The organism is Fibrisoma limi BUZ 3, assembly GCF_000296815.2.
GTDB lineage: Bacteria > Bacteroidota > Bacteroidia > Cytophagales > Spirosomataceae > Fibrisoma > Fibrisoma limi.
The window spans coordinates 38,732-51,783 of the sequence record NZ_CAIT01000011.1 but is presented as its reverse complement, the minus strand read 5'-3'; the positions used below and the strand labels follow the sequence as shown (position 1 = coordinate 51,783).

The following is a 13,052-nucleotide window of genomic DNA, read 5'->3' as shown; positions in this document are numbered from 1 at the left end:
AAAGGGAGACAAAGGTAGCTAATTATCCGGCTCGGCGATAATGCTCGTACATTCCTAAGCTAAAATAAAGGGAATCGGCGGATGTGTCAACGGACAATGTTAATCCCTTTGAATAATGCAACCCCGGTTCGACTTAAACGGCTTCTGACCGCTTTTGCCCCCGAAAAAAGAAACTGCTACTTTTACGTACCAGAGGCAGGGTTCATACCCGCTCATACTGACCCATATGTTTGCTGAGCACTTCTCAACTACCGATAAACAGCAGTGGATTGAGCAGGTCCGGAAGGATCTCAAAGACCCGGCTGCCTACGAAACGCTGCGGTGGTCAACACCGGAAGGTTTTACCCTCGAACCTTATTATACGGCCGACGACCTGGCTACGCTGCCTCTCAACGACATACAGGGAGCCCAGAAACAAGTACCCGGCTGGCTGAATGCCCCCGAACGGGCTGTTTCTGACGAAAAAATGGATAATTCAGGGCTACGTGACGCCATCAGTCGCGGAGCCGATGCGCTGGTGCTGAGTTGGTCAACGACGAAAGGATCCGCCACGTCAGACCGAGTCACGTCTGGGCTGGCGCGACTACTCAACGGCGTTAAACTGAGCGATACACCCGTCTTCTTTCGGCTGAATGGTGACGTCGCGGAGTTTATGACGGCTTTACGCACAGTCGCTCCGTATCAGCTTAAAGGTGGCCTTCTGGTTGATCCTCTGGCTAGTTGGGCAACGTCGGGCCAACCGTATGCCGATGAGTTGAAAGCTACAGTGGCAGCCACTCGCCAGACAGCCGATTCTCCGCAATTCCGCACGGTAACGGCCAGCAGCCATGCGTTCCACAACGCTGGCGCTACGGCTACTCAGGAACTGGCTTTCCTGCTGGCGTCGTTGGCGGACCAATATGATGGCTTGACCAACGCCGGTCTGACCATCGACGCGGTGTTTCCTAAAACGCTGCTGTCCGTATCGGTTGGTACGAGCTACTTCGTTGAGATCGCGAAACTTCGGGCGCTGCGTGTGCTTTGGCAACGGTTCAGTGCTGCCTATGGTCAGTTCCTGGCTCCCTGCCCACTGCTCCATGTGCAGACCTCTACTTTCTATGACGCCGTTGCTACGCCGTATACAAACCTGCTCCGGGCTACCACCGAAGCGATGGCGGCTGTGACTGGCGGCTGCGATGTACTGACGGTTCATCCCTACGATACGGTGTTCGAAGCCCCCAGCGAGTTTTCCGAACGGATCGCCCGCAACGTATCGGTGCTGCTAAAAGAAGAGGCATACCTTGATAAGGTTGCCGATCCATCCGCCGGGTCCTACTACGTTGAAATCCTGACGTATCAGTTGGTCGAAGCCGCCTGGGCATTGTTTCTCAACGTCGAAGAAAGGGGCGGATTCGTCGACGCATTCGAACAGGGATTTGTCCAGTCTGAAATCGAACGTTCGTATCAGGCAAAAGTCGAAGCCGTACGTAGTGGTAAGGTACTGGTTGGCGTTACCAAGTTCCGGCACGACGAAAATCCGGTTGTGAGTTCACCACATAAACCTGGTAACAGCTTGTCTCAACCGGCAGATGCTGCATTATTACCCGACCGGCGATTGGCACAGGCATTTGAATAAACTTTACTCTCAAAATGACAAAGGCGGCCCGCTGGAGCCGCCTTTGTCATTTTGAGAACGGACGAACTAAACTATTGTACCGCTGAAACAGCCCGATACGCATTTACGCGGCCATAGCCGAACAAGGGGTCCCGTCCTGTTTTCCCGAGATCATCGGCCGATGCACGCAGCGCTGCCTCTACACGAGTGGGGTCCATCTGTCCTCCATTCTTACCAATGATCAGAGCGGCTACTCCCGCAGCATGTGGGCATGCCATACTGGTACCGGCAGAGAAGTAATACTGCCCAGCCGCACCCGGGCTGTTCCCCGTGCTTAACACCATGTCATACTGCCAGTTGGCAGTCGGATACAAGGAGAAATCACCACCAGGAGCCGCAAAAGTTACGTCAGGCGTTCCGTAGTTTGAATATGACGCAAACCGATCCAGATTTGTAGTACGATTGGCAAACCAGCCAGCCGGCCCAGTCGCCGAAATAGAAAGGACATTGGGCAGATTAGCCGGGATACTCAAACCTGATCCATCCTTATTGCCGTCAATCGCATCGTTACCTGCCGCAGCCACGAGCGTGACTCCCTGCGAATGCGCATAGTTCATAACGCGGGTAAGGGCGTTGATCAGTTCCTGGGTTCCTTTGGCATCATGACCAATAAAATCGTCGGATGGATCGGCTGGCGTTCCATTGTCATCAAGATACTTTCCATTACGAAGCAGAAACGTACCTAAGCTCATGCTGATGACATCGGCCTTTTGATTGACGGCATCCAGAACCCCCTGGAGCAACCAGGAAAATGAACCCGAACCACTATCACGCAGCACTTTGATCAGCAGTAGGTTAGCCTTGGGCGCAACGCCCACCACGCCGATGTTATTGTCCAGTGCGGCTACCGTACCGGCAGTATGCGTACCATGACTTCCAACGTCACCAAGCGCATACTGAGCCGATTCGCCCGGCACAAAACTCCGGCTATACACGATGTTAGCGGCCAGATCGGGATGGTCCAGGTCAAAGCCGCCGTCCAGTACAGCTACCCGAACGCCTTCCCCCTGGTAACCTGCTGCCCAGGCGGCCGGAGCATTAATCGCTTTATGCCCCCACTGGAACTGGAAAAAGGGATTAGTGGCAGGGTTAGTGGCTGATTGGCCGGTCACGTTATCCAGAACACCCTGATCTGTGTACACCGCCGGTGGATTAATCCACTGCGCTTCGGCATCGCGAATGACCGAACCGACGCCGGCAATGCGAGCAGCCTTATCAGCAAACTTCGGGTCATCCGACGTAGCGATAGCTATGCCAATCTCACCCATAACACGGCTAACTTTACCATTGGCTTTGCTGACTTCATTTTCGAGATCGGCAGGTAGTTGGTTACCCGTTGCCATGATAATATACTGACCCCTACGGAGCGTAATGCCTGTTTCGGGCTTTCCAACGCGAGCAGTGCGGCTACTAAACTGATTGACTGGCTGTAGTGAATCCTCACTCGAACAAGCAAGAAATAAGGCGGATAAAGCCCCGAATGTCAGTAACGTTTTAGGAAATAGTTTAGGCATTTGTCGAAAAAGTGATAAAATGAATGAGTTAACAACTTTGCATACAAGGCGTTATTTTATACTTTCTACTCTATAAACTAAAAATACATTTGAAAAATAATGCCTCTCGTATTGATAGATTCTCCAGACCATCATCTCCGCGTTTTGCGCTACGTACGTCGGTAAACGACTCCGCAAAATGGAGCATTTTACGTTTTGAATGTCGTACTTTCGCTGTACAATAGTTGCGCATGAAACCTAACTTCACCAACATACATCAGCCCGATCCGGCACCCCGGCAGCCCTATCAGGATGGGCTACTGAAGTCCTTTACCACGGCCGAAGGCATTAAACTGAAACCCCGCTTCACTGTCGCTGACGTACAGAACGCCGAACATCTGAACTACGCGGCCGGGATTCCGCCGTATCTGCGTGGTCCATACAGTTCGATGTACGTCCGGCAGCCGTGGACCATTCGGCAGTACGCCGGGTTTTCGACTGCCGAAGAATCCAACGCGTTTTACCGGCGTAACCTCGCGGCCGGGCAGAAAGGCTTATCCGTTGCCTTCGATCTGGCCACGCACCGGGGCTACGACTCAGACCACCCGCGGGTGGTGGGCGACGTCGGAAAGGCCGGTGTAGCCATCGACTCGGTCGAAGACATGAAGATTCTGTTCGACCAAATCCCGCTTGACCAGATGTCGGTCAGTATGACCATGAACGGGGCCGTTATTCCGGTCATGGCGTTCTACATCGTAGCCGCCGAGGAGCAGGGCGTGAAGCCGGAGCAGTTGTCGGGTACGATTCAGAACGACATTCTGAAGGAGTTCATGGTGCGGAACACGTACATCTACCCCCCCGAACCATCGATGCGGATCATCGGCGACATCTTTGCTTATACGGCGAAGCATATGCCAAAGTTTAACTCCATCAGTATCAGCGGCTACCACATGCACGAAGCCGGGGCACCCGCTCAGCTCGAACTGGCCTATACGCTGGCTGACGGACTTGAGTACATTCGCACGGGTCTGCGGGCAGGCATGAACATCGACGACTTTGCGCCCCGCCTGTCGTTCTTCTGGGGTATTGGTATGAACCACTTCATGGAGATTGCCAAGCTACGCGCCGGGCGGCTGTTGTGGGCCAAGATTGTCAATCGCTTTGAGCCGAAAAATCCCAAGTCGCTGGCGTTGCGGACCCACTGCCAGACCTCCGGCTACAGCCTGACCGAGCAGGACCCGTTCAATAACGTAGCCCGCACCACCATCGAAGCCCTGGCGGCCGTGCTGGGGCATACGCAAAGCCTGCACACCAACTCGCTGGACGAAGCCATCGCCCTTCCCACCGACTTTTCGGCCCGAATCGCCCGAAATACGCAGCTTTATCTACAGCTTGAAACCGACGTAACCCGCGCCGTTGATCCCTGGGGCGGCTCCTACTACGTTGAGTCCCTGACCAAAGAACTTACTGAGAAAGCGTGGGCGCTGATCGAGGAAGTTGAGCAACTGGGCGGAATGACAAAAGCCATTGATACCGGCTTACCCAAGTTACGTATCGAAGAGGCAGCCGCCCGTAAACAAGCCCGCATCGATGCCGGTAAGGACATCATCGTTGGCGTAAACCGGTATCGGCCCGAGTCAGAAAAAGAGATTGAACTGCTCGAAGTCGACAACCAGGCCGTTCGCGAGAACCAGATCAAACGGTTGCAGGAAATCAAAGCCCGACGTAATGAGGGTGACGTACAGTCGGCGTTAGCTGCCCTCACCCGCAGCGCTCAAACCGGCGAAGGCAATTTACTCGCCCTGGCCATTGAAGCCGCTCGCCACCGCGCTACGCTGGGCGAAATCTCCGACGCTATGGAAAAAGCATTCGGCCGCCACAAGGCCACCATCCGAGCCGTATCGGGCATCTACTCCGCCGAAGTCTCCGACGACGAGAACTTCCGGCTGGCCCGCGAACTAAGCGATCAGTTTGCCGAACTGGAAGGTCGTCGGCCACGGATTCTGGTAGCCAAAATGGGCCAGGACGGTCACGACCGGGGCGCTAAGGTGATCGCGACCAGTTTCGCCGACCTGGGCTTCGACGTGGATATGGGTCCGCTGTTCCAGACGCCCGAGGAAGTAGCCCGCCAGGCCGCCGAGAACGACGTTCATATTGTCGGCGTATCCAGCTTAGCGGCTGGCCACAAAACGCTGGTGCCGCAGTTGATTGACGAGCTGCGAAAGATCGGCCGCGACGACATCATGGTCATCGCCGGGGGTGTCATTCCGGCACAGGATTACCAGTATCTGTACGACGCTGGCGTGAAAGGCGTTTTCGGGCCGGGAACGGTGATATCAATTGCGGCTCAGAAGATCCTGACCGAGTTGATCGGGCCAACGGCTCAGCCGCAGTTAAACGGAGCCCAACGCAAGTAACGATTCAGCATGAGTCAGACCCTCCGTTGCGCTATCATTGAAGACGAACCGCTCGCTCAGGAATTGCTGGAGAAATACGTCCGGCGCATATCCTCGCTCGAACTCGTCGCTACGTTCGATGATGCCATTGCGGCTTTTGAGCAACTGCCCGATTTCCGTCCTGACGTGATTTTCCTGGACATTAATATGCCGGAGATGACGGGTATGGAATTTCTTCGCGCTTATCCTGCTCTGCACCCGGCGGTCATTCTAACCACCGCGAACCCTAATCATGCGATAGAAGGCTTTGACCTGGGCGTTACGGATTACCTGCTCAAACCTATTACGTTCGAGCGGTTTATGAAAGCCATTGGTCGGGTCAGGGAACGGTTAAACCCAGACACTGGAGTTAAGACAGCAACGGTTGAGCATGTAGCCACAACCCCGCCCCTACCTCCTGACGTCCCCAATGAGTTCATTTACTTGAAAACCGACAAGAAACTGGAGCAGATCCGCTTCGACGAGATTGTGTTTGCCGAAAGCATGGGCGACTACCTGAAGGTGTTTCTGACAGATCGCTTCCTGGTCACCCACCTGACCATGACGAAACTGGAAGCTAACCTCCCCGCCGACCTCTTTCTGCGCATCAATCGCTCGTACATTGTTCAGTTGTCGCATATTAAAACGCTGGAGGGTAACACAGTCATTACGTCTACGGGTCATGAACTGATCATCGGTTCAAACTACCGGGATACCGTGAGAGAACGAATCCGGAAATGGCTGGTCGTCTAATTGTGAGGCTGAGCGAGGATTTTGCCGTCTTTCATGACCAGTTTAACCTTAGAAAGAACCTGATTGAAATCCTTCTCCAGGTCACCATCAAACGCTGCCAGATCAGCGTAACTGCCTTTCGACAGCTTTCCGACCCGTGTGTTACCCAGCGCCTTAGCGGCATTGAACGTAGCAAACTGGAGTACCTGAGCCGGACTAAAACCAGCTTCGACGTAGGCGATCAGCACGTCCTTTGCTCCATCGCCTGGCTTTACGCCAAGATCATCATAATAATCGGACCCGGCTACAATCATGACGTTTTGCTCATGAGCGCGTTTGATACGCTTATGCGTTAGGGCCAGAAACTCGTTAACCATTTGTTCTGCCTCCGGTCCGGTTTTTCCGTACTTGTTTTTAACCCGAAGCAAGCCTTGCTGGAACGATACGTCTGTAGGTACCAGGTAGCTTCCCCGGCTGGCCATGATAGCTAATGTACTATCCGATAGATCGTATGCGTGCTCAATGCCATCCACACCCGCCAGCACAGCGTTACGTACGGCTTTGTCATAGGTGGCGTGGGCGGTCACTTTACGGTTGTACTGGTGAGCGGTTTCAACAATGGCTTTAATCTCGTCGACGGTCAACAGCAATGAATTGGGCGAATTGTTCGAGCATATTTTTATCAGATCAGCACCGAAGGTGAGTTGTTCTTTTACGGCAAACCGAGCGTCGTCTACGTTTTTTATGATTCGATATTCCTGCTCAGAAACGTTCTTCTGCCAATAGGCAAGACCGTAAAACTGCCCCCCTACGGGACTAAGAATCGGTCCGGATACGAACATTCTCGGGCCTGCGACATAACCCTTGTTAATAGCATCGCGTAACGCTACGTCCAGGTATTTTCCGGAGTTGCCCAAATCCCGGATTGTGGTTATACCGGCTTCGAGATACGTACGGGCGATATGGGCACCACGTAATACACGATCAGCGTCTGACGTCAACAAGGCATCAACAACCATCGGATCAGCTTCGGCGGACTTTTTCAGGTAAAGCAACAGGTGGGTATGAGCATCAATCAAACCCGGCGTAATGGTGCACGTACTCAGATCAATCACCTCAACATCTTTAGGACGACTAACCTTATCGCCCACCTCAACGACGGAATTTCCTCGGATCAGTATTTCCTGATTTTTGACAAACTGAGCCTTTTCACTATTATAAAATTTACCGGCTTTGATCAGGATTACTTTTTCGGAAGCAGTTTGAGCTACTGCCATCACTGAATAAAGGCAAAACAGCAGTACAAGAACTTGAATCTTCATGACAGGAGTCGGGGTTTTTCGTTACTATCTGCCCCGAAAGTAGAGTACCCATTCCCTGCCTGTAAATTATTTCGATATACCTCGACCCCTTTTCGATGAACCTCGGCTTTCTGCGTTCACCGACGAAAAAGCCAGATTCATCGAAATTAGTTGCCGTTTGACTTCTGTATCTGAACCTTTGGCGATAACTTGTTTCATGTCACGCCCCTTACTTTCCGCCCTGACCGATGAAACCCGTTACCATGGCTGGGTAAGGGTGAGTTTTCATGCCCTGCTGGTGCTGGGCGTTTTTGGGATCATTTTCTCCGCTTACGTGCCGTGGTTTCTTTACCCAACCGCGCCCGTTGACATCCCGCTGAAGACGTACGTTGGACCAGTGCTACGCGATGCACTGGCTGTTTTGCTCCAGTACTATGTGCTGGTGTTTCTGTTCACGCGGTACATCCGCAAACCCATCCGGCTTGCCCTGGGTCTGTTTGGCTACTACGTACTTTTGTTCACCTTTTACTATTATTCATCGCTGATTGTCAAACAGTATTTTGGTTTACCCGACGATTATTCAGGCTCTATTACGCACTTTGAGCGACTCTCCTATTGGGACGCCCTGGTGCACCCCAGTACGTTTTTTCATCTGCTGTTCATCATTGAGCGTGCGTTTTACCCCCTGGCTGTTAAGCTATTGGTTGAAATCTACCGTCGTCAGGTTCGTAATGCCCGCTTGCAGCAGCAGTACACACAGCTCGAGCTGAATTTCCTGAAAGCGCAGGTGAATCCGCATTTTCTGTTCAACGTACTGAACAGTATCTACGCACTCACGGAAGAAGAAAGTCCGCGGGCCGCCGAGATTGTCCAGCAACTGTCGGGGTTGATGCGGTACGCGTTGTACGATACATCCGAAACGCTGGTGCCACTTGCTAAAGAGCTTGCCTTCATTCGCGATTACGTTGCACTGGAACAACTCCGCACCGCGAAGCGGCTCACGCTGGAGCTTGATCTACCCCATACCGTCGATGACCGTTACGACATCGCCCCATTCATTCTCATTACGTTTGTGGAAAACGCCTTCAAACATGGCGTAAACAGCACGACCAAAAAATCGTGGGTAAAGCTTTCCATTCAACATAAAGGCAATACGTTGCAGATGAACGTAGCCAATAGTAAACCGGCTCAGGCAAAAGGGGCCGTCGGCGGCCTGGGACTGGCCAATGTTCGCAAGCGGCTGGCGCTGCTGTATCCAGATCAGCACACGCTTCATATCAACGATCAGGCGGATAGATTCACGGTTGATTTACGACTGGAGCTGACGGTTCCGGCCGGGCTTACAGATGGTCAACTCAAGCCCATCGTACCGGCGCTGCACCATCCGTAGAACCTTGTCGTTCAGCGCTAAAAAACTACCCGATTTTGAGGTTGAACAACTTTCTTCAACCCCGTTTTCGGACGTTCAATCAGGCCTGAGAACCATGTTTAGTGGAATCGGTGTTTATTACCCCGACGGCCTTGAAACCCAACGTATTGGTATTGTACCCGATATTGACGTAAAGCCAACGATCCAGGGCATCAGAGAAGGCCGGGATGAGTTGCTGGAGCGAGCGGTAGAGCTAATCAAAGGACAAACGCAGGCCGGTCGGTAGTAACACTTTGCTTCTCATGAACTCACTACACAACAAAATCGCCCTGGTCGCGGGAGGTACCGGGGGCGTGGGCGAAGGCATTGTCCGTACGTTGCTGACCGAAGGAGCCACGGTCATCGTGCCTACCCGTACGGCCGCGAAAGGAGAACGGCTTCGCGAGTACGTCGTGGACGTAGCCCAGGATCGGCTGGTCATCATTGAAGCCATCCTCAGCCAGGAAGACGGTGCACAAACCGTTGCTCAGCAGGTACAGAACCGCTACGGTCACTTAGACATACTGGTCGCTTCGCTTGGCGGTTGGTGGCAGGGGCAAACCCTGACCCAACTCGATCTAAAAACCTGGAACCAGTTGCTAACAACAAACCTGACCAGCCACTTTCTGGCAATTCGGTATCTGGTACCGCTGCTAACACAACAAACCGGCGTTTATGCACACATCAATGGCTTTAGCGCCGAGCAGGCCTATCCCAAAGCCGCTCCAGTAGCCATGGCCGCAGCCGCCCAGAAATCGCTGGTCATGAGCTTAAAAGAAGAACTGAATGGTACCGGCATCCGGGTGCTGGAATTGATTCTGGGTCCAATCAGTACCCGCGACCGAGTACGTCATGGCTGGACCAAACCGGAGTATTATACCCCAACAGATATTGGTCAATACCTGGTTGATCAACTCAACCAACCAGATTCCGGAGAACTGATTCACCGGTTGATGGGAAAGTAGGCGTAAGCGCACTTTTTGCAACTCAGCTTGTGTTACCGTGCCAAACCATTCATCAAACATCCCATGAAAATTGGTATTATCGGTGCTGGAAACATTGGCCATACGGCCGCCCGCCTGTTTGTTAAAGCGGACCACGAGGTAGCTATCAGCAATTCACGTGGGCCCGAATCATTACGTGATGTAGTGTCTGAATTGGGAGAGAAGGCTCACGCGGCAACCGTTGATGAAGCTGCCGCGTTTGGCGAGGTTATACTACTGGCCGTTCCCTGGAGCAAGCCAGAAGCCCTGCCCAACGCTCAAACGGTAGCGGGCAAGATTGTTATTGACGCGATGAATCCATACAAACCCGGTGGCGGACTCTATGACCTCGACGACAGCACATCCAGCGAGGAAACGGCGAAACGGTTACCCGGAGCCCGTATCGTAAAGGCCTTTAACACCATCTGGTACAAACACCTGGCCGAGCAGGGCGACGTATCAAAACCTGAAGGACAGCGCCGGGCCATCTTCGTAGCCGGCGACGATGCCGATGCAAAAGCTATCGTTTCGGACCTCATCCGCACAATCGGGTTTGCACCAGTCGATACCGGCTCGTTGCATGAAGGTGGCCGTAAACAGCAACCGGATACCGATATCTACAATAAGTCACTGACGGGTGCAGAAGCCCGTGAGGCCCTTGCCTCTGTTTAAGCAGTTCCAGTTTGGCTTGTCAAGTTTAATAACATAATCTTAACAGCCACTCCCTCAAAGTCCGCTTATTCAGGCGGACTTTCTTAGTATGTTTCGCCCCTAACGATCCCCCTTTCTATGCCCCTCAAGAATTATGGTATCCTGAAAGGTAAAGTTGTTGGCGCAAAACCAGGTGGTGCCAGCAGCAACCATTTTCACGTACTGATCGACGCGGCCGGTGTGTCGTACCGAATCGCCATCAATGTTTATTCGCAGTCGACTAATAACCGCGATCTTCAGTTCTTTTTAGCAGAAAATTTTCAGCATCCCATTACGTCGCGTGTCAAATCACTGCCCGTTGGCTTTACGGTTGTAGCTCAGCAACCCGACGGGCAGGCACTGGATTTCATCCGGGGCAACCTGTTTGACATCAATCAGATGGCGGTCATTCCCCGCTTTCAGGAAGGGCCTGACAATGACCTGAACGATAAGATTAACTTTTACATCGACCGGGCGCTACGTCGTGAAGCTACCCTGTACGCTTTCGGCGAAACCTGGGGACCAGAAAACGATCGACCTGATCAGTATTTTGGTTTTCTGCCCGGCCGGGGTATACACGACATCCACATGAACCAGGGAAATCCAAACCCTGGCCCTCATGCGTGGCAAAACGGCGTTTGGCAGGATGGCGGTTTTCTGATCCATTTTGAACCGGAAAACAACTGGGTAGGCTACTTTCTCAAATTTCAAAGCCAGAGTGTCCACACCGACGACCTGACCGGCCACCCAATTTCCTTCGACCAGCCAAACCTACCCGAGATCAGGAAGGGTGTACGTATACTGGCCGCCCTGGTTAACCCCATCGGCAATGACCCCGGCCTGGAAAAGATCCTATTGTTTAATCCAATGCCCAATCCAATCAGTCTCAGTGGCTGGGGTATCCTGGACAGCGCCGAGAAAAAGGAGCCACTGGCCGGCACACTGGCCTCCGGCGAAACGAAAACCGTTACCCTTTCCGGACGGAACGCCCAGCTATCGAATCGCGGTGGCCTCATTACGTTGATCGATGAAAATGGCCTGAAGATTCACGGTGTTAACTACACCGAGCTAGAAGCCAGCGATTCGGGGCAGTGGATTATCTTTTAACGCGAGGGTCCAGCTCAACTCAGAAAACGGGTTGAGCTGAACCCTCGCTTTTAGGTCTTAATCTAATATCTGCGCCAAAAAGGCTTCAGTACCGTTCAAAAAATCGGTTCCAGCGCTATTGTGGTTCTTCCCCCGCAACGTAATCAAGCTAACGTCTGGCGCTTGCCGGAGTGTCATCGCATTGTAGGCATTCTGGGAGTTGAAATAGAATACCAGTTGGTCAGCATCGCCGTGGTATAAGCGCGTGGGCACACTAGGTTTCCAGTCGTGTACGTCATTATCTTCAATAGCATTCAGAAATGCCGTATCCGTACCATCGTTAACCGCCTGCCGGAACGTATCGGTAAGAGTCGAATGCAGGCTTGAGCTGATAGACACCTCCTTGCCCCGCTGGGCTATCATCGTAGCATACGGTTCTTTAAAATAGTAGGTCACGGGGCGATTTAACCCGTAAACTTGGTCATACGTTAACAGCGTCCAGATATAATTACGGTTGTAGTCAGCGTTGCCGCTGGTTTTGTTATTGATGATATACTTTACAAAAGCGGGTTTGTCATGGGCGCCAGCCCCGGCACTCGATGCGACCAGGTTAAACTCGCCCGGCACTTCTTCCTCCAATTTTTTCTGTAAGGCTAATGTTGCGAAGCCACCTTCAGAATATCCCGTCAGGCACAAACGACTGTCCCAGTTTACCCTGTTCTGAGCCAGAAACTGCCGGGCCGCTCTGAGCATGTCCAGACCGGCCGTTGCCAGGCTATTCCGATGTTCGTACAGATGCGGTACGTTTCGCGAAGCCCCGTAACCGATGTAGTCGGCCGCAGCCACAATACATCCTCTGGTCGCAAAACGGTTGCCAATCGTGTACCCTTCCGTTCCGGATTGATAATACGATGGAGCCTGCCAGTCGACTTCGATTGTATAATGCTGAAGGCTCATCAGGGGCGATGGCGTGGTTTTATCCGGAACCAGTAATAGACCCGACGCTATGATTGATGAGCCGTCTATATTGCTGGTTCTGTATAAGATACGGTACGCTTTCACATCGTAGGCCTCCTTCGCTGATGTATTGTAGCCTCCTATGGGGAAAGCCGAAACCAGTGTGTTGACTGCCGCGCTGCGGGCACCACTAACGGCTGGTGCTTCCAGTCCTGATTCCGGCTGTTCACAACCGGTCAGCATCGTTGATCCGAGTAACAGACCAACTGTCATAATTCCGTAGAACGTAGAGTTACTTTTCATTTTGGCTGTT

General features: G+C 52.7%; 11 protein-coding genes. 8 read left to right on the top strand and 3 right to left on the bottom strand.

The annotated features are described in order from the left end of the window. The first annotated feature begins 226 nt into the window (after positions 1–226). Entirely contained in the window at positions 227–1,615 is a 1,389-nt protein-coding gene (locus tag BN8_RS30635) for a methylmalonyl-CoA mutase family protein (RefSeq protein WP_009285856.1), read from the top strand. A gap of 71 nt (positions 1,616–1,686) precedes the next feature. Here the strand turns inward: BN8_RS30635 and BN8_RS30630 are convergent, their stop codons facing one another. Further along, positions 1,687–3,168 (bottom strand): S8 family peptidase, encoded by a 1,482-nt coding sequence (locus BN8_RS30630; protein ID WP_040007193.1) that lies wholly within the window; start codon positions 3,166–3,168, stop codon positions 1,687–1,689. A 230-nt stretch (positions 3,169–3,398) separates the two neighbouring features. Between BN8_RS30630 and scpA the strand changes: the two genes are divergently transcribed. Then, a complete protein-coding gene (gene scpA / locus BN8_RS30625) occupies positions 3,399–5,564 on the top strand; it encodes a methylmalonyl-CoA mutase (protein ID WP_009285854.1) in 2,166 nt (721 codons plus the stop codon). 9 nt (positions 5,565–5,573) lie between these two features. Further along, complete coding sequence (locus tag BN8_RS30620; protein WP_009285853.1) at positions 5,574–6,335, top strand: LytR/AlgR family response regulator transcription factor; 762 nt, start codon at positions 5,574–5,576, stop codon at positions 6,333–6,335. Here BN8_RS30620 and BN8_RS30615 read toward each other — a convergent pair. Further along, positions 6,332–7,636: a metal-dependent hydrolase family protein gene (locus tag BN8_RS30615; protein WP_009285852.1), complete on the bottom strand. Its 1,305-nt coding sequence runs from the start codon at positions 7,634–7,636 to the stop codon at positions 6,332–6,334. The two genes, BN8_RS30620 and BN8_RS30615, sit on opposite strands and share 4 nt — an antisense overlap. A 196-nt stretch (positions 7,637–7,832) precedes the next feature. Between BN8_RS30615 and BN8_RS32115 the strand changes: the two genes are divergently transcribed. The 5 genes from BN8_RS32115 (at position 7,833) to BN8_RS30595 (ending at position 11,803) form a co-directional block, all read left to right on the top strand. Beyond that, on the top strand, positions 7,833–9,005 hold the full coding sequence (locus BN8_RS32115; protein ID WP_009285851.1) for a sensor histidine kinase: 1,173 nt from the start codon (positions 7,833–7,835) through the stop codon (positions 9,003–9,005). A 94-nt stretch (positions 9,006–9,099) separates the two neighbouring features. Further along, positions 9,100–9,270, top strand: a complete 171-nt coding sequence (locus BN8_RS32685) for a hypothetical protein (protein WP_202806407.1) — start codon at positions 9,100–9,102, stop codon at positions 9,268–9,270. Positions 9,271–9,286: 16 nt separating this feature from the next. After that, on the top strand, positions 9,287–9,988 hold the full coding sequence (locus tag BN8_RS30605; protein WP_009285849.1) for an SDR family NAD(P)-dependent oxidoreductase: 702 nt from the start codon (positions 9,287–9,289) through the stop codon (positions 9,986–9,988). A gap of 63 nt (positions 9,989–10,051) precedes the next feature. Beyond that, complete coding sequence (locus BN8_RS30600; protein WP_009285848.1) at positions 10,052–10,678, top strand: NADPH-dependent F420 reductase; 627 nt, start codon at positions 10,052–10,054, stop codon at positions 10,676–10,678. A gap of 117 nt (positions 10,679–10,795) precedes the next feature. Beyond that, a complete protein-coding gene (locus BN8_RS30595; RefSeq protein ID WP_009285847.1) occupies positions 10,796–11,803 on the top strand; it encodes a DUF2278 family protein in 1,008 nt (335 codons plus the stop codon). 57 nt (positions 11,804–11,860) lie between these two features. Here the strand turns inward: BN8_RS30595 and BN8_RS30590 are convergent, their stop codons facing one another. Then, positions 11,861–13,042 carry an alpha/beta hydrolase family protein gene (locus BN8_RS30590; protein WP_009285846.1) on the bottom strand — a complete coding sequence of 394 codons (1,182 nt, stop codon included), beginning with the start codon at positions 13,040–13,042 and terminating at the stop codon, positions 11,861–11,863. Between the last annotated feature and the right edge of the window lie 10 nt (positions 13,043–13,052).

Bases quoted from the DNA above. Each gene is read 5' to 3' on its own strand.
- BN8_RS30635 (WP_009285856.1), top strand. From the start codon at position 227: ATGTTTGCTGAGCACTTCTCAACTACCGATAAACAGCAGTGGATTGAG.
- BN8_RS30630 (WP_040007193.1), bottom strand. From the start codon at position 3,168: ATGCCTAAACTATTTCCTAAAACGTTACTGACATTCGGGGCTTTATCC.
- scpA (WP_009285854.1), top strand. From the start codon at position 3,399: ATGAAACCTAACTTCACCAACATACATCAGCCCGATCCGGCACCCCGG.
- BN8_RS30620 (WP_009285853.1), top strand. From the start codon at position 5,574: ATGAGTCAGACCCTCCGTTGCGCTATCATTGAAGACGAACCGCTCGCT.
- BN8_RS30615 (WP_009285852.1), bottom strand. From the start codon at position 7,636: ATGAAGATTCAAGTTCTTGTACTGCTGTTTTGCCTTTATTCAGTGATG.
- BN8_RS32115 (WP_009285851.1), top strand. From the start codon at position 7,833: ATGTCACGCCCCTTACTTTCCGCCCTGACCGATGAAACCCGTTACCAT.
- BN8_RS32685 (WP_202806407.1), top strand. From the start codon at position 9,100: ATGTTTAGTGGAATCGGTGTTTATTACCCCGACGGCCTTGAAACCCAA.
- BN8_RS30605 (WP_009285849.1), top strand. From the start codon at position 9,287: ATGAACTCACTACACAACAAAATCGCCCTGGTCGCGGGAGGTACCGGG.
- BN8_RS30600 (WP_009285848.1), top strand. From the start codon at position 10,052: ATGAAAATTGGTATTATCGGTGCTGGAAACATTGGCCATACGGCCGCC.
- BN8_RS30595 (WP_009285847.1), top strand. From the start codon at position 10,796: ATGCCCCTCAAGAATTATGGTATCCTGAAAGGTAAAGTTGTTGGCGCA.
- BN8_RS30590 (WP_009285846.1), bottom strand. From the start codon at position 13,042: ATGAAAAGTAACTCTACGTTCTACGGAATTATGACAGTTGGTCTGTTA.